Origin of the sequence: Mesorhizobium sp. M0011 (assembly GCF_040324155.1) — a bacterium.
In the GTDB taxonomy this organism is placed as follows: domain Bacteria; phylum Pseudomonadota; class Alphaproteobacteria; order Rhizobiales; family Rhizobiaceae; genus Mesorhizobium.
In genome coordinates, this window is record NZ_JAMYVQ010000026.1 from 56,379 (window position 1) to 74,360 (window position 17,982).

A 17,982-nucleotide genomic window follows, 5' to 3' on the forward strand; every position below is an offset into this window, starting at 1 on the left:
GACCGATGATCGACAAGAACCGCCCAATCCTCGAGACGCGTTCGCTGGGCAAGCGCTTTTCCATCGGCAGCCGCTTTTCTGCCGAGGGCAAGCGAACCGTCCATGCGGTCGACAATGTTTCCCTGACCGTGTGGCGCGGCGAGACGGTTGGGCTGGTCGGCGAATCCGGATGCGGCAAGTCCACGCTGGCGCGCTGTCTGGTGAGGCTCTACGACATATCGGACGGCGAGCTTCTGTTCGAAGGCAACGACATCACCTCGAAGTCGCTGTCTGAACTCAGGCCGCTGCGGCGGCGCCTGCAAATGGTTTTCCAGGATCCGTCGGCATCGCTCAATCCGCGCCGGCGCGTCGGCGACCTGGTGGCCGAGCCGCTGCGCATCCATGGCAGGCTCTCGTCGAGCGAGATCACCAAACGCGTGGCGGAACTGTTCGACCTTGTCGGCTTGCTGCCGGATCACGTCATGCGGTTTCCGCACGAATTTTCCGGCGGACAACGCCAGCGCGTCGGCATCGCGCGGGCTATTGCATTGAATCCGGACCTTGTGGTCCTGGACGAACCCGTCTCTGCGCTCGACGTGTCGGTGCAGGCGCAAATCGTCAACCTGCTCGCCGATCTGCAGGAGAAGCTCAACCTCACTTACATCTTCATCGCCCACGACCTGTCTGTGGTACGTCAGGTTTCAACCCGCATCGCGGTCATGTATCTCGGCTCGATCGTCGAAGAAGGGCCGGCGGAAGAAGTGTTTGCAGCACCAGCCCATCCCTATAGCCAGGCGCTGATCTCGGCGGTTCCCGTCGTGGAGACGACGCCCGGTGGGACGCGCAAGCGCATCATCCTCACCGGCGACGTACCGAGCCCGCTGAACCCTCCAACCGGCTGCCGTTTCCATCCCCGATGCCCGATCGCGGCGGAGCGCTGCCGTTCGGAGCGGCCGCAGTTACGGGAATACCGGCCCGGTCGCAAAGTCGCCTGCCACTTCCCCACGATGTAGGCGACACTCACCACCGCACGGGTGATCGCCTTCGCCTGACAGATTTCTAAAAAATTCCATTTTTGCCTGGAACCTACTGGCTATTGGCGCGTTTGGTGGGGTTCGATCGAGCGCATTGCGGTCGACCGGGAGGAAGCGATGGATCAATTGCATTTCTTTTCGCCCGTGCGGATTTCGCGCGGGCAGGGACACCCTTTGGAAGAAATCGATAGTGTTGCCGAAGCCATGATGTTCTTGCGGAAATGGCCGACGGGACGGCGCGGTCCGGTTTATCAGTGCGCGCTGAATTGTTGCTCGGCCGCCTTGTCGGGCCAGATGTCGGCCGAGGAAGCAAGGAAAGCGTTCACCGGCTTTGCCCGCATCACGCGTCTTCTCGATGACGACATGGCGTTGCCGGTGCCCGGCGAAAGCAAGGCAAGCGTACACGCGTTGCGGCGATAGGCTGTTGTCCTGACGGTCCCCACAAGGTCCCGCGCTGCAAGGCGCGGGACCTTGTGCCGCGCTCGGTTTGACGCATCGAAAGTTCGTCCTGCATGGCACACTTTCACAGCGGACGGTCGTTCATGCTTACTTCGGTCACGAGCTTGCGGCGAAGCGCCATGGTGTAGTCGTCTGGCCCCTTTGGCGTCATGACGAAGGCTTGGGAACCGCCAATCACCGATTTGGCAAAATAGGATGCCAGAGGTTCGCCGGGATTCTCATCCTCCGTCGGGATGGCGATGGCGTTGATCGTATATCCCTTGGCTATGGCGTTCGACCTGCTCGGCTGGACGGGAAGCCCGTCGTTGTTCTCGCCGTTGGAAGAGATATCGATGACTTTCTTGGCCGCCTTTCCCGGGAACCGGTCGAGCAGGAGACTGCCGATGTCGATAGCCGAGGAAACGGATGTTCCGCCACGCCCTCTGCGGATGAAGCCGGTATCGCCTTTCCTGCTGATCACCGCTGCCGCCGCTTTGGCATCTTCCAGTCCGCAGATGCTTGTCCAGGGCAGCACGACGCGTGCGTGTCCGGGGCTCGACCATTCAAAATAGGCAACGCCGATGCAGCCAACGTAATTCCGGCTGATAGCGGCGATGATCTCTGGCGAGGTGAGTGCCGCGGCATGTCCCTCGCGTTGCATATCGGCGATCTTTGGATCGATCGACGACGAGAAGTCGACCGCGAACACGATGGCGACGTCAACGTTCGCGGCATGGGCAGAGATCGCCCAAAACATCGAAGCTGCGACTATTCCTGTCACTCTCGAGATTGAACTGACCGGCGTCAGAATGCCCCAACCTTTCGTCCGTACCCGTTCACGAAAGGATAGGGGGGCGGCGTCCTGATGATATACACTGCCAAACATGTCATTCTCCATCTCGACATCCGGTCGTTTCAAAAAGCGAGCTCAACATGTGGAAATTTGGCGGGGCGCCTTGGCACCCACCCCGAACAGCAGCAGATCGGCCTTGGTCCACAAAAGATAACAGCCGAGCAAGGTCAGCGGCATGGCGAGTGCCGCGAAGGACCCGCCCGACCAGACCTCCGGCAGAGCTCGGCCGAGGGCGACGGTCGTCGCCAGCATTGCCGGCAACCGGCTGGCGAGCACCGCACTGCGGAACGGATCGGGCCAAGCGGCCGGCCACATCGGAATTGGCGTGCCGGGCCTGTGGAAGGTGCTGCCGAATTTGCCCAGGGCATGGAGCAGGCCAGAGGTCGCCGCAAGCAATGGATCGCCGAGCAGCAACAGGGCAATACCGAGTCCGATCGCACCCAGACCCGACAGGAAGTCGCCCAGACGGTTGAGGGTGGGATCGGGAGCATCCGGCCTTGCCCAGGCCCGGTGATAGGCCTCGCCGCCCCAGAAGAAGACCAGGGTGGTCAAGGTCAGCGCAACAGTGCCATGGCTGCCGGCGAAATATTCGATCACCGCCATGGTGACGCTGCTTCCCTCATGCAAGCCGACCGGCGCGGTAGCAATCTGGATCGCGAGACCGACAATGAGGCCGAGCGCGTTACCGCTGTTGTAATAGCCGCCCGGTCCCTTCATGCGGGCGCGAAGCGCCGAAACCAAATGTGCGATAGGAAGAAGGATCGTCCGCGCGTCCATCACTGCGCCCCCACGACAAGTCCTGCCGCCATCGGCAAGGCCACCGCCGCCTGGCTGATCGACGCCACTGGCCCCGTGTCGGGCGGCAGCCGGGGCCGGAATAGGTTTCGCATCACCGGCAAGGGTCATCACATTCCTCCACTGGACCTGAATTGTTGGGGTGACGATCGCCTGCCCAATTTGCGGCGGCAGCTGCAAAGGCAGGGGCCCCGTCGGAGGGTTGAACCGAAGCGGTTCGCAAGGACGTGCGTGCCTGCGGCGCTCGGTTCGACAGTGCCACGGACAGGATCGCACCCAGAATGATGGCGGCACCCAATGCGCTCGCGGACGAGCTCCGCTCGCCGAGAAAGATCGCCGCGCCCAGCGCCCCGAAAACGCTTTCTGCGCTGACGATCACGGCGGCGTGGCTGGCCGGCGTAAAGTGGAGGGCAACCGTCTGTATGCCGAAGGCAATCGCAGTGGAGAACACGCCGAGGATCGCCAGTTCCGGGCCGGCTGCGAATGCGGCGGCCAACGACAGATTGCCTTGCATTGCGCCGAGCGGCAGGGCGAAGGCTGCGGCGCCGAAGAACTGTGTCGCGGCTGCGGTGAACGGCCGCGCATGCACCTGCATGTGCCGGCCCAGCTCGACTGCCCAGAGCGCATAGCAGGCAGCCGAGAGGACAGCGGTGAGATCGCCGCTGCTGAACCCGGCAATCCCATCCGACAACAGCAGGGCTCCAACAACGGTCAGCCCGGCGGCGACCGTGAGACTCGGCGTCGGACGTTCGCCTATGAGAAACCAGGCGGCCAGCGGTGTCATTACCGTTGCCGTGCTGACCAGGAAGCTCGCATTGGTGACGGAGGCACTGATATAGCAAAGCTGCTGGAGCGTGATGGAGATGGCAAACAGCGCGCACACCTTGGCCAAGCTGGAAAAATAGTCCGGCCCGAGCGGAAGCCGCCTCTCCATCAAGACAAAGGGCAACACAAGCAGGCCGCCGATCAGGCAGCGCAGACCCACCGCACTCAGCGCGTCGAGATGCACAAGCACCATCTTTTGCGAGACATTGCCGAAGCCCCACAAAGCGGCTGCGAATAGCAGCAGCAAATTGGCTCTTGTCCTGGACACGCGTCCCCCTCGAACCAAGCCTTTCGTTGACTTGGTCACTTTAATTTAGCAAAGCCTAAACAGCCTGCCGTTACGGCAGCGCTTGAGCGCGAAGGCCGACTGTTGCGAAGCGTTAGTTTTGAGTTAGGATTTCGTCAGGCTGGGATAGCAAATGCAAAGTGAGGACAGGGGCGCTGCAAATAGAATCTCACTCTTCGGCGGTTTCCGGATTGAAAATGAAACGGCCGGTCCGCTTCGGCTGACCGGGAAACGAGGGCCGGCAATCATCGCCTATCTGGCCCGGTGTCCGGGCATGGCGGCGACGCGGGAGAGGCTGGCTGACCTCCTATGGGGCGACAGTGACGGCGAACATTCGCGCAACAGCCTTCGGCAAGCCCTCAGTGTCCTGCGCCAGGATCTGGCGCGAGAAGGGGTGGATCTCATCCATTCCAGCGGTGAGCTGATCGCCCTGAGGCCAGAGGCCTTTCAAATCGACGTGGAGAAGTTCGAAACGGGTCTCTCGGCCCGTTCCGCTCAGGACCTCGCGAAGGCCTTGGCGAACTACACCGGGCCCTTCCTCGACGGGCTTTATCTGGGAAGCAATGCGTTCGATGACTGGATCACATCGGAACGCGACAGGCTGCTCGGCCGCGCGCTTGAGTCCTTCGAAAAACTGGCCCGTCTCGTCGACCCCGATGCCGGGCTGATCCTGGCCGATCGTATTCTGAGCATGGAACCGACACGGGAAGAATCCTATCGGCTCAAGATGGAATTGCTGCTCGCATGCGGGCAACGCGACAGGGCAATCAGGACATACGAAGCTTGCAGAAGCATGCTGAAGAAGGAGTTCGGCGTCGAAGCCGGCACTGAAACGCGGGCGCTTTGGCAATCTCTGTTGCTTGCCGCCGATGACGCTTCAAATGTGCAGTCGACAAGTGGTGTTCCGGCCAGCCAGCGCCTTGGGCGTCCGTCCATCAGCGTTGCCGACTTCGTCAATCTGACCGGAAAGCAAGGCGACGACTTTTTCGCCAAGGGACTTGTCCAGGACATCACGACGGCCCTTTCCGAAGTGGCCGATTATGTCGTGCTCGCCGCGCTTCCGCCCGAGAAGAGCGGCCCAGGCGAAGAAGCCAAGACGCCAGGGACACTCCGGGCGCGATATATGCTCAGCGGCAGCGTCCAGAGATCCGGCAATGGGTTGAGGGTAAATGTCCAGCTCGTCGACGCCGCCGGCGGCCACCACGTCTGGGCCCAGAAGTTCGACGGCCACTCCGAGAACGCGCTCGAATTCCAGGACAGGATCGCACAGTCTGTTGTTCTTGCCGTGATCCTCGAACTTCAACTGACCAACTGGAAGGTTCGAGACAAAAGCCCGCCGGGGACCCCTGAAGTGCGCAGGCTGGTCAACGAAGCCCTCATGAAATATTTTGAGATGACTCGGGACTCACTTTTGATCGGGATTGAGCTTGCCGAGAAGGCCTTCTCGATAGGTCCCGACAACGCTCGTGCAAAGCGGACGCTCTCGATCGTAATATCCATGGGCGTGGCGTTTGGTGCGCTGCCTCGGGAGCGAGGGGTGATCGAGCGTGCGGTCGAGCTTGCGGAAGCTGCGGTGCGCGCGGTGCCGGACGATGAAATTGCCCGATGTATCTTGTCGTTCGCTCTCGAAAGTTGCGGTCGTATCGACGAGGCGATCGCCGAATGCCGCCACGCGATCAGCCTCAACCCAAGCTACCCGACTGGCCACGGCGATATTTCGATGCTCTTTGCGTTGCGCGGACAGGTCGACGAAGCGGTGCGCGAGGCCAACGAAGCAATCCGGCTCGGAACGCACGATGTGATCGACTTCTGGCGCCACCACGGCCTGGTTGTGGCGCTCTTCGCTGGCGGAGACAACCAGCGGGCGCTCGAAGCCGCCCGCAAAGTGGTCAGGACAAAGCCGGGCTTCGTTCGCGGTGCCCTTTATTGGGCCGCGACCGCGTCGGCCACCGGGAACAACGAAGAAGCGTCCCGAGCCATCCACCATTGCCTGTCACAACTTCCGCATCTCAATCTGAGCAATGTCTGCCCTGGCTTTGTGCCGCGCTATGTGAAGGATCATCACCATTCCCGGTTCCTTGAGATGCTGTCGAGGGCTGGCCTTCCCAGTTCCTAGCCACATCTTTGGCGCAGACACCATCATACGAAACTGGAGGGTTCCATCCTCCGCCCAGGCATCGAAAGCAGATGACGCGTTGGCAATTCCGGTCAGGTCGACCTATAAGCTACCTTGCGATTGAGGTATTCGGCGCCGCACGCCGTCGCGCCGGCCAGTCATCCGGCCGATTTGCGGCGGGGGCTTGTCATGGCACGTGATAGCGTTCACTCGACGCGTGTCCAACTTATTGAAGCTATAAAAGATGCAAGATTATCAAAGGCTTAGGATAGCCATAGCCCCCATGATGGATGGGACGAACAAGTGATCAAAATCAAATAGTTACGGGTGATCGTGTGCAAAAATTGCACACGAAAGTTCCCCTTCTCTTCCCTTTTCGTTCACGCGATAGGGCCGCCGAAGGGCCTCTTGAGGCGTCTTTTGCAGGCGTCGGTCGCCAATCCCACTCGGATGTTCGCCGCCGCAACCATCATCAGCCGTCTGTGCCTCGGCTGATGTGGCGCGACCTTTAGCCGTTCTAGCGACAGCACTGCCTTTCCGGGTGCGCACGGCGTCGTTCGAGCAGATTGCTATGCATTGGCCCTTTGTCGTCACCTTCTTGCGGCCAGCTTCGCCTCTTTGCCAGGCGGCCTTGCGTTATCGACGCGTTGTCAAACGCCGTGCCGGCACGACTTCGCGAAGTCGTGGATGGCCGCCTGGGCGATCTTTCGATCCAGAAACGGTCGATGCAGCAGACGTCCAGAAGATCGGGAAACGATCGGCATGCTGGTTTGGTTTAGTGATCCAGGTGTCGGCTGGCGAGAAGGATACAAACCCACGGAAGGACCCTGCACTCTGTGGGTGATCTCAATGTCACTGGTCGTCGATGAACGCCATTCGAGTAGCTCTTGCCCAATCGCGCAGCGATCTTCTCGCCGCATTGATCGCCGACGCGCTGACGAAGTCGCCCGAGTTCGAGCTTGTCGGCGACGACGTTTTGGATCTCGCCTCGATAGAGACGGTGCTGGGCGTAGCGGCGCACGACATTGACGTGCTGATCATCGTCGGGGACATGGACGCCGTCGCTCTCGATGCTCTGCTCGGCCGGCACGCGGGCATTGTCATTTCGCACATCGTCATCGGCTCGGACGCCGTACGCTTCGATCTGAAGAGCGTCGGCGTCGACCAGTTGCTGTCGACCTTGATGGCGCTGGCGAGGGACCGCGGCAGCGGCGCGCTTCGTGCGATCGAGTACCAGGCGGTCGCAGGCACGTCAGGCCGATTCGAGGACCACTGCGGCTTTGTGCCGATTCTGGCACGAAGCGAGGTGATGGATCTTGCTGTCGAATGGATCCGCGCCGTGCTGGGCCAATACAACCGGCGGTTCCCCATCGCTGATGGCGAGGTTGCGGGCTTATCACGGGCCAACACGTCGATCGAACTGGCGCTTTCGGCAGTTTGTCCGGCGGATGACGACGCGACCCGCGAGGCGGCCGAGCGCCTGTTCGTCGCCCTCGATACGACCGGACATGATGACGAGCCGCTTGTGCGCCTCCGCCGGCAGCTGGGTCTGTCGGATATCGAAACCAGGATATTGCTGCTTTGCCTCGCGCCCGATCTTGATGTCAGGTATCACCGGGTCATAGGTTCCTTCAATGACGACATGACGCGCCGCGGCCCGACGCTGGCGCTCGCCTGCAGCATGCTGGGCGAACCGCTCGCCGTGCGCGCCACGCTGGCACGAGCTGGTGGACTGACGCGCTGGCACCTGCTCGATTGCGGCGCGCAGCTGCCGCGTGGCGACGACGTGCTGCGCGTAGATCCGAGCGTTGCCCAATGGCTGCTAGGCGATCCGAACGCGTTGCTCCACGACGCGGCGGTGCGCGCCACAAGCCGCGCCGAGACATGGCGCGGCGCTAGCCTGCTGACCGACCCTCTCGACATTGGCTTCGCGGACCGCCTGGCAGCTGGACTTGCGTCGAGTGATCAGCATGGCCGCTGGTTCGTACTCGGCGGTGCTGACAGCGACGGCTGGCGCGCGCTGACCGAGCTTGCTGCGTCGCGGGGCGGGCCGCCGCTACTGCGTGTTTCGCTCCAGTCGCTGGCTTCCGTACTTCCCGAGGAAGCGGCGGGCATGGCGGCTCGCATTGCCCGTGCGGCGATGCTGCTCAATGCAAGCCCGGTGATCGACGCGGAGATCGACGACGCTCGCCTAGATCGCGACACCGCAATGGCGACGCTGGCGCGGGTGACGCGGTCCTTGCCACAAGCTGCTGTCCTGATCACCAGCGATGCAAGGCGCTTCATCGGCCTGTTGCACGCGCAAGTCGTCGCGGTATTCGAACGCGACGCGCCGGCTGCGTCGGCGACGGTGGCAACATATGCGACCGCAGCAGCCCAGTCCGGCTTGGCATTGTCGGCCGATTCATGTGTGCGGCTTGGCCATTCCTTTCCTATGGCGCTCGGCAACATCGAGGATGCGGTTCGGCTCGCGGCTTTGCAGGGGGCAGGCGACACGACGCCGGATGCGCAATACGACGCTGTCGCGGCCGCCTGTCGGCATGTCGCAAGCCCGGACATGCCGCGCTTCGCCAAGCGCATCGTGCCCACCTTCACGCTCGACGACGTGGTGCTTCCGGCCGAGTGGCACAAGCAGTTGCGCGAGCTAGTCGGCAATGTCGTGCATGCCCCGAGGGTGATGAACGACTGGGGCTTTGCCGCCAACATGCCAAGCGGACGTGGCATCGCGGCCCTGTTTCATGGGCCGAGCGGCACCGGCAAGACCACTGCCGCACAGGCGATCGCACATGCCCTGAATACCGATGTCTATCAAGTGGATCTCTCGCTTCTCGAAAGTAAATTCATCGGCGAGACGGCCAAGAACGTCGACGCGGTTTTCACCGACGCGGAGCGATCCCACGCTGTCCTCTGCTGCGATGAGGCAGACGCAATCCTGGGCAAGCGCAGTGAGATCAAGGACGCGCATGACCGCTATGCCAACATCGACGTCGCCTACCTGTTGCAGCGTATCGAGGCCTATTCGGGCCTGGTGATTCTCACCACGAATTTTCGCCAGAACATTGATCAGGCCTTCCTGCGCCGGTTCCGTTTCGTCATCGAGTTTCCCAGTCCCGATGCAGAAGGACGTGAGCAGATCTGGCGCAAATGCTTGCCCCGCGCGACACCGGTCTCGGAGGATGTCGATTTCGGGTTTCTGGCGCGACGGGTCGATGTGACCGGCGGTAACATCAGGCAGATCACGGTGCGTGCGGCATTTGCCGCGGCTGCGGACAAATCGTCCGAGATCGCCATGCGGCACATCCTCGCCGCCACGCGGGCCGAGCTCGTCAAGGCTGGGCTGATCTCGGCGGTGCGCGAGATCGACGAACTCGAGGCACTCCGTCGCCGAAACCTCCGGCAAGTAGCGTGATCGGTCATGAAAGGAAACGCCATACAGCTTGTCGGCGAAGAAATCGCGAAACGGATCGAGGCGTCAGGGATTGATCCGAAGATCAACGTCTATTTCGGCCCGCTCGATGTCGACGATGCCATAAGTGGGGACCCGCGCCTGATCCTGTTTCCCTATCGGGTGAGCGTCAATGCGGATCTTCGCAACACCGAACATCGCGTGCCGGCGCTCGTTCCCGATCCACACGGCGGCATTCCTGTCGTCCGCGACGAGATATACGATGAGGCATTGCCGCTCGATGTCCATTTCGTGCTGTGCGGAAGGCCGACAAAGCCGATCGTTCAATGGCAGGGACCGGATGCCCTCGGCACCGCAATGCAGAGGCTGAATGACCCTGCCTCCCGTTTTGGTCTGCTCGTAGAAGGTGAACTCGTACACCTCTCCCTGGATACCGTCTCGACGGAGGAGATGGGTCGCATCTGGTCGCTCTTTCCGGCAGTGAATTACCGGACCTCCGTCGTCTATCTGGCGTCACCGGTGTGGATCGACCCGCAGCATCCACGCGAAACGGGAACGCCGGTGGTGCACGAGAAATATCTGCCACGACCGGCACCGATCGTGGAGCGCGCCTGATGCTGAGCGAACTGGAAAAAATCGCGCCGCCGACGCGCCGGGTCCTCTTTGCCATCGAAGTGATCGACAGCGTTTCGGGATCGACACTCTACGATCGCATCAAAGTCGAGCCATTGGACGCCAACGGCAAGGTGATCAATGGGCCGCCAGTGATCAATCATTCGGGCAAGTTCGTCTGGCTTGAGCCCCGCAATGACTGGCCAGCCAAGGTCAGGGTGCAGCCGGACGACAGGCCCAACCCGCCGCCCTTCGAGGACGCGGTAATCGATACCCCGCAACCCACCGACGATCCTATTCCGGCAAGAAAGCGCCTGTTCACGGCTTTCCTCAGGCCCACTGCCGCTTATCCGTTCGGCGAGGGAGTCACGGCGGTACGCGGTTGTCTAAAAGACGGCGCCGCCTTCGATGCTAACCCGATCATGGACGCCATCGTTCAACTCGCCTGGCAGAATGACGAACATAATTGGAAGCCAGCCGCCCCGGCCGCGGGCCAAGAGCCGCTGCCCGGCGAGGCCCGCACCGATTGCTTTGGGCAGTTCGCCACATTCATTCGCCTGCCGGCCGACGACGCGAAGGTCGTCGAGGGGCTGCTGACGGTGCGCCTGCAAGTCACTCGTGCCGGCATGCAGCCATGGATCGTGCCGGGAAACCGTTGGGTTAAGGACAAGGTTATCGAGAAGATCGCGGCGGGCCGCTTGTTCGACCAGGACGTCAAACTGGCATGGCCGGCAAACTGAACCGTACCTGTGGGCTTGGAGAAGTGTGATGGATGACTTGATAGAACTGCAGAAGGACCTGGCCAAGCAGATCGCCGGCTACGAGGCCCAAAAGCTCGCTCAGGTCAAAAGCGAACTTGAAGCCTTCCTCAAGAAGAAGGACGCCGTCGTCGAGGCATATAAGGCCAGGTATCCGGATCTGCTGAGGCGGTGGAAGGAAGAGCATGAGTTCATCAAGGATAGGCTCACAAAACTCAAGCGGCTCTTTAGCGAAGCCGAGATAGCGGCCTTTTTCCGAAAGTACGTCGACCCAACCGAGTCCGATGTCTTGGCGCAGAGAATGCGTATCGAGGAATTCTGGCGTGGACGGGGCAAGAACGAATTGGCGCTGCGCAATGCAACGCGGGATTTGGAGGCGTCCAAGAAGACGCTGGATCTGCTGATCGCCAACGCGCAGGAACTTGACGCGGTGCTCAAGGCAAATATCGGCCTCCTCAACGAGATCGACGAGGCCGTGCCGAAGCGCAATCAGGGGCTCGCCGTCTACCTGCTTTGGGCCGTCCTCATCCCCGCTCACTGGCGCATTGCCATGTTCGACGACGAGGCACTCCTGCAAATCAAGGACGACGGCCCTGAAGCGCTCCGTCGATACCTGACGCCGGATGACGATACCGCGAACCAATCGGGCGAAGAAAAGGGTGAGGCCGTCGCAACCAGGGTGGCGGCCAAGCCGTCACCCGTTTGGCAGTACACCGCCCCCGCTCCGCGCCTCATCCTTCCGTCGAACTTCGGCAAGGCGATCGATGACGCCTGGCTCGACTACAAGGCAAGGAAGGACGCCTACGGCGTTGCCGAAGGGGACTTCGCGCGCGATCCCGACGATCTTCCGACGCTCGCTAAACTCTACAACGAAGCGCTGAAAACACGGGATGCCACCATCAGGGCCGCCATTGCGAGTGGACAAGTCGCGCCCTGATTTCGTCTGAGCCGCACTCTTCCAAGGAGAAATGACAATGCCCGAATATCTTGCTCCAGGCGTATATGTCGAAGAAATCGAACGCGGGCCGCGCCCGATCGAGGGCGTGCCGACAAGCACGGCCGCTTTCCTCGGCGAGACCGAGCGCGGGCCTACAAAACCCCGCGCGATCACCAGCTACGGCGACTACAAGCGCTGGTTCGGCGACGTGTTCGGCAACCGCGACCGCTATATGCCATACGCCGTCAATGGATTTTTCGAAAATGGCGGCCGCCGCATGTTCGCCTGCCGCGTGGTCGGGGAGAACGCGACCGCTGCGGCGAAGCCGTTCGGCGACTTCCGGGTTGAGGCGGTTGGTTCCGGCGAGTGGGGCAATCGGATCTGGGTCGGCGTCGAAAAAAGTTCGACCGAGACGGTCGACAAGGACGGGAACAAGGTGCCCGTCGGCTTTCGCGTCAAGGCGGCGTACTGGTCGATCTTCCCCGACAATTTCGAGCCGTTCGATCCGTTTCTTGCCGCAAATCGGGCAAAGCTGCCGCGTCCGGCGATCAGCGAGGATTTCGACGACCTCATTCTCAATCGCAGCTCGCCCGATTATTTCCCCAAGCGCCTGACGGACAATTCAGCGCTCATCAATCTGTTTGGCCCCGACGACAACGACGAAGCCATGCCTGACTTCGCCACGGGACTGCTCGAAGGCGGTGCTGATGAGCCCAATCCGCTTCTCGCCGACGATTTCGTGGGCGAGAAAGCCGTCAACCGGTTGAGCGAGCAGGGGCTGGCCGCACTCGAACTCGATCCATATCGGGAAGTCGCGCTCGTCCACGCGCCCTATTACCCGCCCGACCAGAATAACGTCAGCCTCGCGGTGATCGCGCATTGCGAGAGGCTCAGGTTCCGCTTCGCGGCCGTCGATGCCGGTCCGAATGACAGCGATGTCACTCAGATCGACCCGAGGACGGATTTGACCGATACCAGCTACGGGGCGTTCTATTACCCTTGGATCCGCATCTCCGATCCGCAATCCGGCGCAATGAAATTCGTGCCCCCGGGCGGCTACGCGCTCGGCATCTACGCGCGGACCGACACGGAACGCGGCGTGTTCAAGGCGCCCGCCAACGAGGTCGTCCGGGGTGCCGTCGACCTCAAATACGACATCAACGACCGGGCCCAGGAGACGCTCAACCCCCGTGGCGTCAATGCGATAAGGCGGTTCCCAGGACGCGGCATCCGCGTCTGGGGCGCTCGCACCATGTCGTCCAACACGCTCTGGAAATACGTTTCGGTGAGGCGGCTTTTCATTTTCCTTGAAAGATCGATTTACGAGGGAACTCAATGGGTTGTGTTCGAGCCTAACGACGATCGCCTGTGGGCGAGAGTGAAGGACACGCTGCGCATCTTCCTGCGGGCGCAATGGCGGGAAGGCGCCCTGTTCGGCAGGACCGAGGAGGAGGCGTTCTTCATCACCTGCGATCGCACCACGATGTCGCAGGATGACATTCTCAATGGCCGGCTGATTTGCGAAATCGGCATCGCTCCTGTCCGGCCGGCGGAGTTCGTCATCTTCCGCGTCTTCCAGCAAACAGCCGAAGCCCAACGCTGAGGAGGGATGAACCATGGCACGCAAGGACCCATTACGAAACTTTCGCTTTCGGCTCGAGATCGGCGGCATCACACAAGCCAATTTCAGCGAGGTCGCGATCGGCGAGACGGCAAGCGATGTCGTCGACTATCGCGACGGCAATGAGCCGAACTATGTCCGCAAGCTCAGCGGGCTGACCAAATTCGGCACTGTGACGCTGAAGTGGGGCATGACGGACTCAACCGAGCTTGAGTCCTGGCATGACGCCATCATTGCCGGCCAGATCCAGACCAACAGAAAGCAAGTCGCGATCATCGTCCAGGACGAGGCGGGCGCCGACAAGGCACGGTTCGTGATCACCGATGCATGGCCGTCCAAATATACGGTGAGCGGGCTCAACGGCAAAGGCAACGAGGTGCTGATCGAATCGATCGAACTCGTCAACGAAGGCATCGAGCGCGTCCAATAGGGGATGCCACGAAGCGAAGGATCGAGCCATGAACATGCGACCGAACGAAAGCTTCCAGACAGAAATAGAATTCACGCTACCCAAGGGCTATCTCGACTCGACCGGCATCCTGCACCGGCGGGGAGTCATGCGGCTGGCCACCGCCGCCGACGAAATCCTGCCTCTGCGAGATCCGCGCGTGCAGCAGAACGAGGCCTATCTCGCGATCATCGTGCTGGCGCGGGTGATCACCCGGCTGGGCGATCTCGCTTCGGTCGACACCCGGGTGGTCGAGGGCTTCTACGCCTCCGATCTCAATTACCTGCAGCGTCTCTACGAACAGCTCAACGGTGGCGACGATCCCGACGGCGGCCCGGGGACCAGCCCTGCGATCATCGATCAAACGGCCTCGCCGAAAGGATTCCAGACCGTGGGGGAAGCCTGAAGGCCTATCCCGCGCGCCAGTTGCGCGAAGAGATGGCCTTTATCGCCTACCACTTCCATTGGGCCCCAGCCGAGCTGATGTCCCTGGAACACGCGGATCGGCGGCAATGGTGCCGCTCGATCTCCGAGATCAACCGGGCCCTGGACGGCACCCCGCCCAACCCCTTCGACAACCTCTGAGTTGCCTTCGCCAATGCGTGTCGACCCATTCATGAACTTCAGGTTCCTCGTCGAAATCGACGGCATCCAGCGCGGCGGATTTGCCCGTGTGAAGGGGATCGCGCGTGAGATCAAGGTCGATACCTACCGCGAAGGAGGGGTCAACGATTATGAGCACAAGTTCGTCAACCAGACCACCTACGGCAACCTGGTCCTCGAACGTGGTCTCGTCGACGACTTCATGTGGAGTTGGCATGACCGGTTGGTCGAAGGTGATGTCAAGCGCCGTCCCATAACCATCGTGATGCGCGATTCCACCAACAACGAAACATGGCGGTGGCTCATCGATGGCGCCCTGCCAGTCAAATGGTCGGGCACTGACCTCGATGCCGCGAGCTCCCAGATCGTAGTGGAGAGCATCGAACTGGCCCATCGCGGATTCCGGAAGGGAAAATGACGATGGCTGGGCGCATGGTTGCCACCAGGACATGGACCCGACGCCAGCCGCTCACCAACCGGCAGGTATGGTCGGCGACGGGCCGCCGGCTTTCGGCGCGCATCGTGATACGGCGCCGGCTTGCTATGCCGGTTTCCTTGTCTTGGCGCCGTCGCCGGCTGGTTCAACGCATTGCCGAGGGTCCGCGCCATGGCTCGCTGGCCCGCCATGGCCAGTTGACTGCGCCGTCCACCCCGGCCGCGGTTTCAGGTTCTTCGTCGGTCGTCATTCTGCGCGAGCGGGAGATCGAATATCGTGCATCCGCGGTTCCAGCGGGGGAACTGGCGCCGGCGAGCGGCGGGCTGAACACATCGAGCCCGCAGCTTCTTCGGTCTTTGCACGAAGTGCTCCGCGAGCGCATCGTACGCGAACGCTTTCTGCCTCGGCCGCCGATGAGTGTCCGTCGCCCGGCCCCCGACTCGGCTCGGCAGCCGGGGCGGCTTGCGAGGCGCAGCGAGCGCATTTTCGCCAGTCAAACCGTCATGGTCGCCGCAGCGATTACAGCGACACCTGTTTCATCCGCGCCAAGGGTGCAGGCCGTCGCCTGGCAACGCCCGCGGTCGCTGCGCTCAGGTAGCGTCGTCGCTACCCTGTCGACGCGAACGATGCCAGCTTTTTCCCGTGGGCCATCCGTGATTGGCGCCGAGGTGAATATCCACAGTGGCAATGGCGGGCGCGGCCTCACGCAACGACGCCTGCGTTCGACCGCCACCTCCGTTCGCGCGCGGCGTATCGAAACCGGCCCCGTTGTTCCTGTCATCACCCGCCAGGAAGCGATGCCACTGGTGTTTCGCACTCGCGCGCCGGGCGCCGAGAGTTCCGCAGTGGCATCGACCACAGCGCCCCTTGTTGCGAACGCGCCCATGACCACACACCCTACCAGTTCGCGACCCGTAGTGGCCGGCGCACGGATCATGCCTCGGTTGTCGAATTCGCCCGCCACCAATGCAGCTGCCGTGATCGATCCAGCTCTCGTCAGCCGCCTCACCGACGATGTGATGCGCCGGATCGAACAACGCCTGCGCATCGAGCGCGAACGGCGCGGTCTTTAGGAGAAGATCATGGCCCTTGAAAAAGCCAGCATCGACATTCTCTCCGGCTCGAAGGCAGGCGCGCAGATCCGCGTGATGTTCAATCCTTCCGAATACACCATCGAGCGCTCGAACGCCTACAAGTCGACATCAATCCCCGGCCTCGGCGGCCCGCTGATCCATTTCATCAACGGCGAAGCCGACGTGCTGTCGATGGAGCTCTTTCTGGACGACTACACCGACAAGCCGGCGGACCGGAGCAACGTAACCCAGAGGCTCGACGAGTTCGCCAACCTGCTCGAGATCGACAACGACCAGCACGCCCCGCCCATCGTCCGTTTCGTCTGGGGCAAGCTGAGCTTCAAAGCGATCATCGAGAAGCTGTCGCGCAAGCTCGCCATGTTCCAGCCCGACGGCCGGCCGGTGCGGGCAACGGTGAATGTCAGCTTCAAGGAATACAAGACGCTGAGTGAACTCGTCACCAGGCCGCGCCTGCAGTCGGCCGACAAGAGCAAACGCCGCGTCATTGTGGGTCTCGACAGTCTCTGGCTGCTGGCGTCGCGAGAATATCACGACGCCGCCAGCTGGCGCGGGATCGCCAATGCCAACGACCTCGATGATCCACGCGATATCGTCTCGGGGCAGTGGGTAACCATTCCACCATTGGAGCAAAGAGATGGAATTCGCCGAAGCATCTGAACGCGATGGCGCGTTCTACGTTCCGGCTTTCGTGGTGAAGGTCGGAGGGCAGGCGCTGACGCAGGATCTCGCCATCGGCGTCAGCCAGGTTGAAGTCGACCTGACGCTGGGAGGGGCCGGGCGTTTCAGCTTCACCGTCGTCGAGACCTACGATCTTGAGCGGCGTGCGTTCCTGAGCGGCTACGGCCAGTCAGTGCTCGAACTGCTGAAATTCGGCGCCGCCGTCGAGATCCACCTTGGCTATGGCGACCACTCCGCGCTCATCCTGATGATCAGGGGCGTCATCACCGAAATATCGACGAGCTTTGCCGAAAGCGGCACGCCTGAACTTAGTGTCGCGGGTTACGACAACATGTTTCCGATGACTCTCGGCAAACGCTCGCAGAGCTGGGCCAACGTCAGCGACAGCGACGTCGTCAACCTCCTGGCGCGAGAGCACAACCTCGGCACCAGCGTCGAGCCGACAAAGGAAAAACATGCCCAGATCGAGCAGAACCAGGAGAGCGACATCGAGTTCATCAAGAAGCTGGCTGCGCGCAATCACTATGAATTTTTCATCGATCCCACAAACGGTTCGCTGAGCTTCGGCCCACCGAAAGACCGGCAGCCCGGTGTCGTTTCGTTGCGCTGGGGGGAGAGCCTGCTCAACTTCAAGCCGGAGGCTAACCTCGCGGCCCAGGTCTCGTCGGTCGAAGTCTATGGCTGGGATCCGCAGAGCAAAAAACCGATCGTAGGCAAGGCTTTCGCCGGTGAGGAATCCGGCGCTGAGGGCACTCGAACCAGCGGCGGGGCGGCGCTGCGAACGGCGACGGGCAAGGGTGCTGTTGTACAACTGCGCCAGCCCGTTTTCACCGAAGCGGAGGCACGGCGCCGGGCCGAGGCCGTGCTCAACGATCACGCCAAACGGTTTTTGACGGGCGAGGCCGAAAGCATCGGCCTGCCCGACCTGCTGCCGGATCGCAATGTCGCCATCGGCAACCTCGGCGAGCCCTTCTCGAAGACCTACTACATCCAGCAAACCACCCACAAAATCGATGGCAACGGCTACCGCACCCGGTTCAAGGTCAAGGAGACTTCGCTGTGA

Annotated in this window: 18 protein-coding genes; 15 read left to right on the forward strand and 3 right to left on the reverse strand. The window is 61.8% G+C overall.

Annotated elements, in window-relative coordinates; genetic code table 11:
- Nucleotides 1–5 precede the first annotated feature (5 nt).
- Together NKK51_RS24495 and NKK51_RS24500 are read left to right on the forward strand one after the other, a co-directional pair.
- Nucleotides 6–992 (forward strand): ABC transporter ATP-binding protein, encoded by a 987-nt coding sequence (locus NKK51_RS24495; protein ID WP_127397497.1) that lies wholly within the window; start codon nucleotides 6–8, stop codon nucleotides 990–992.
- A gap of 138 nt (nucleotides 993–1,130) precedes the next feature.
- Nucleotides 1,131–1,433 (forward strand): DUF982 domain-containing protein, encoded by a 303-nt coding sequence (locus NKK51_RS24500; RefSeq protein WP_352442414.1) that lies wholly within the window; start codon nucleotides 1,131–1,133, stop codon nucleotides 1,431–1,433.
- Nucleotides 1,434–1,536: 103 nt separating this feature from the next.
- Here NKK51_RS24500 and NKK51_RS24505 read toward each other — a convergent pair whose 3' ends face one another.
- The 3 genes from NKK51_RS24505 to NKK51_RS24515 are packed head-to-tail and all read right to left on the reverse strand — an operon-like array spanning nucleotide 1,537 to nucleotide 4,192.
- Entirely contained in the window at nucleotides 1,537–2,349 is an 813-nt protein-coding gene (locus NKK51_RS24505) for a DUF1194 domain-containing protein (protein WP_502902487.1), read from the reverse strand.
- A gap of 30 nt (nucleotides 2,350–2,379) precedes the next feature.
- Complete coding sequence (locus NKK51_RS24510; protein WP_245273307.1) at nucleotides 2,380–3,210, reverse strand: hypothetical protein; 831 nt, start codon at nucleotides 3,208–3,210, stop codon at nucleotides 2,380–2,382.
- Nucleotides 3,194–4,192, reverse strand: a complete 999-nt coding sequence (locus NKK51_RS24515; protein ID WP_352554862.1) for a DMT family transporter — start codon at nucleotides 4,190–4,192, stop codon at nucleotides 3,194–3,196. The genes NKK51_RS24510 and NKK51_RS24515 overlap by 17 nt, the downstream gene beginning before the upstream one ends.
- 151 nt (nucleotides 4,193–4,343) lie before the next feature.
- Between NKK51_RS24515 and NKK51_RS24520 the strand changes: the two genes are divergently transcribed.
- The 13 genes from NKK51_RS24520 (at nucleotide 4,344) to NKK51_RS24580 (ending at nucleotide 17,982) form a co-directional block, all read left to right on the forward strand.
- Nucleotides 4,344–6,326: a BTAD domain-containing putative transcriptional regulator gene (locus NKK51_RS24520; protein WP_352442416.1), complete on the forward strand. Its 1,983-nt coding sequence runs from the start codon at nucleotides 4,344–4,346 to the stop codon at nucleotides 6,324–6,326.
- A gap of 865 nt (nucleotides 6,327–7,191) precedes the next feature.
- The gene (locus NKK51_RS24525) at nucleotides 7,192–9,735 is read left to right on the forward strand and encodes an AAA family ATPase (RefSeq protein WP_352554863.1); all 2,544 of its coding nucleotides are present in this window, start codon (nucleotides 7,192–7,194) and stop codon (nucleotides 9,733–9,735) included.
- A 6-nt stretch (nucleotides 9,736–9,741) separates the two neighbouring features.
- Nucleotides 9,742–10,347, forward strand: a complete 606-nt coding sequence (locus tag NKK51_RS24530; protein WP_352554864.1) for a Pvc16 family protein — start codon at nucleotides 9,742–9,744, stop codon at nucleotides 10,345–10,347.
- Nucleotides 10,347–11,084 carry a hypothetical protein gene (locus tag NKK51_RS24535; protein WP_352554865.1) on the forward strand — a complete coding sequence of 246 codons (738 nt, stop codon included), beginning with the start codon at nucleotides 10,347–10,349 and terminating at the stop codon, nucleotides 11,082–11,084. Before NKK51_RS24530 ends, NKK51_RS24535 begins: the two co-directional genes overlap by 1 nt.
- 28 nt (nucleotides 11,085–11,112) lie before the next feature.
- Nucleotides 11,113–12,039 (forward strand): hypothetical protein, encoded by a 927-nt coding sequence (locus NKK51_RS24540; protein WP_352554866.1) that lies wholly within the window; start codon nucleotides 11,113–11,115, stop codon nucleotides 12,037–12,039.
- 37 nt (nucleotides 12,040–12,076) lie between these two features.
- Nucleotides 12,077–13,642: a phage tail sheath family protein gene (locus NKK51_RS24545; protein ID WP_352554867.1), complete on the forward strand. Its 1,566-nt coding sequence runs from the start codon at nucleotides 12,077–12,079 to the stop codon at nucleotides 13,640–13,642.
- 13 nt (nucleotides 13,643–13,655) lie between these two features.
- Nucleotides 13,656–14,090, forward strand: coding sequence for a phage tail protein (locus NKK51_RS24550; protein ID WP_352554868.1), 435 nt, complete (start codon nucleotides 13,656–13,658; stop codon nucleotides 14,088–14,090).
- Nucleotides 14,091–14,118: 28 nt separating this feature from the next.
- Nucleotides 14,119–14,514, forward strand: a complete 396-nt coding sequence (locus NKK51_RS24555; RefSeq protein ID WP_352554869.1) for a hypothetical protein — start codon at nucleotides 14,119–14,121, stop codon at nucleotides 14,512–14,514.
- 20 nt (nucleotides 14,515–14,534) lie between these two features.
- Nucleotides 14,535–14,693, forward strand: coding sequence for a DUF6760 family protein (locus NKK51_RS24560; protein ID WP_352554870.1), 159 nt, complete (start codon nucleotides 14,535–14,537; stop codon nucleotides 14,691–14,693).
- Between the two features lie 31 nt (nucleotides 14,694–14,724).
- Entirely contained in the window at nucleotides 14,725–15,129 is a 405-nt protein-coding gene (locus tag NKK51_RS24565) for a phage tail protein (protein WP_352554871.1), read from the forward strand.
- On the forward strand, nucleotides 15,126–16,220 hold the full coding sequence (locus tag NKK51_RS24570; RefSeq protein WP_352554872.1) for a hypothetical protein: 1,095 nt from the start codon (nucleotides 15,126–15,128) through the stop codon (nucleotides 16,218–16,220). Before NKK51_RS24565 ends, NKK51_RS24570 begins: the two co-directional genes overlap by 4 nt.
- A 9-nt stretch (nucleotides 16,221–16,229) precedes the next feature.
- Complete coding sequence (locus NKK51_RS24575; RefSeq protein ID WP_352554873.1) at nucleotides 16,230–16,898, forward strand: CIS tube protein; 669 nt, start codon at nucleotides 16,230–16,232, stop codon at nucleotides 16,896–16,898.
- Nucleotides 16,876–17,982 carry a phage late control D family protein gene (locus NKK51_RS24580; RefSeq protein ID WP_352554874.1) on the forward strand — a complete coding sequence of 369 codons (1,107 nt, stop codon included), beginning with the start codon at nucleotides 16,876–16,878 and terminating at the stop codon, nucleotides 17,980–17,982. The genes NKK51_RS24575 and NKK51_RS24580 overlap by 23 nt, the downstream gene beginning before the upstream one ends.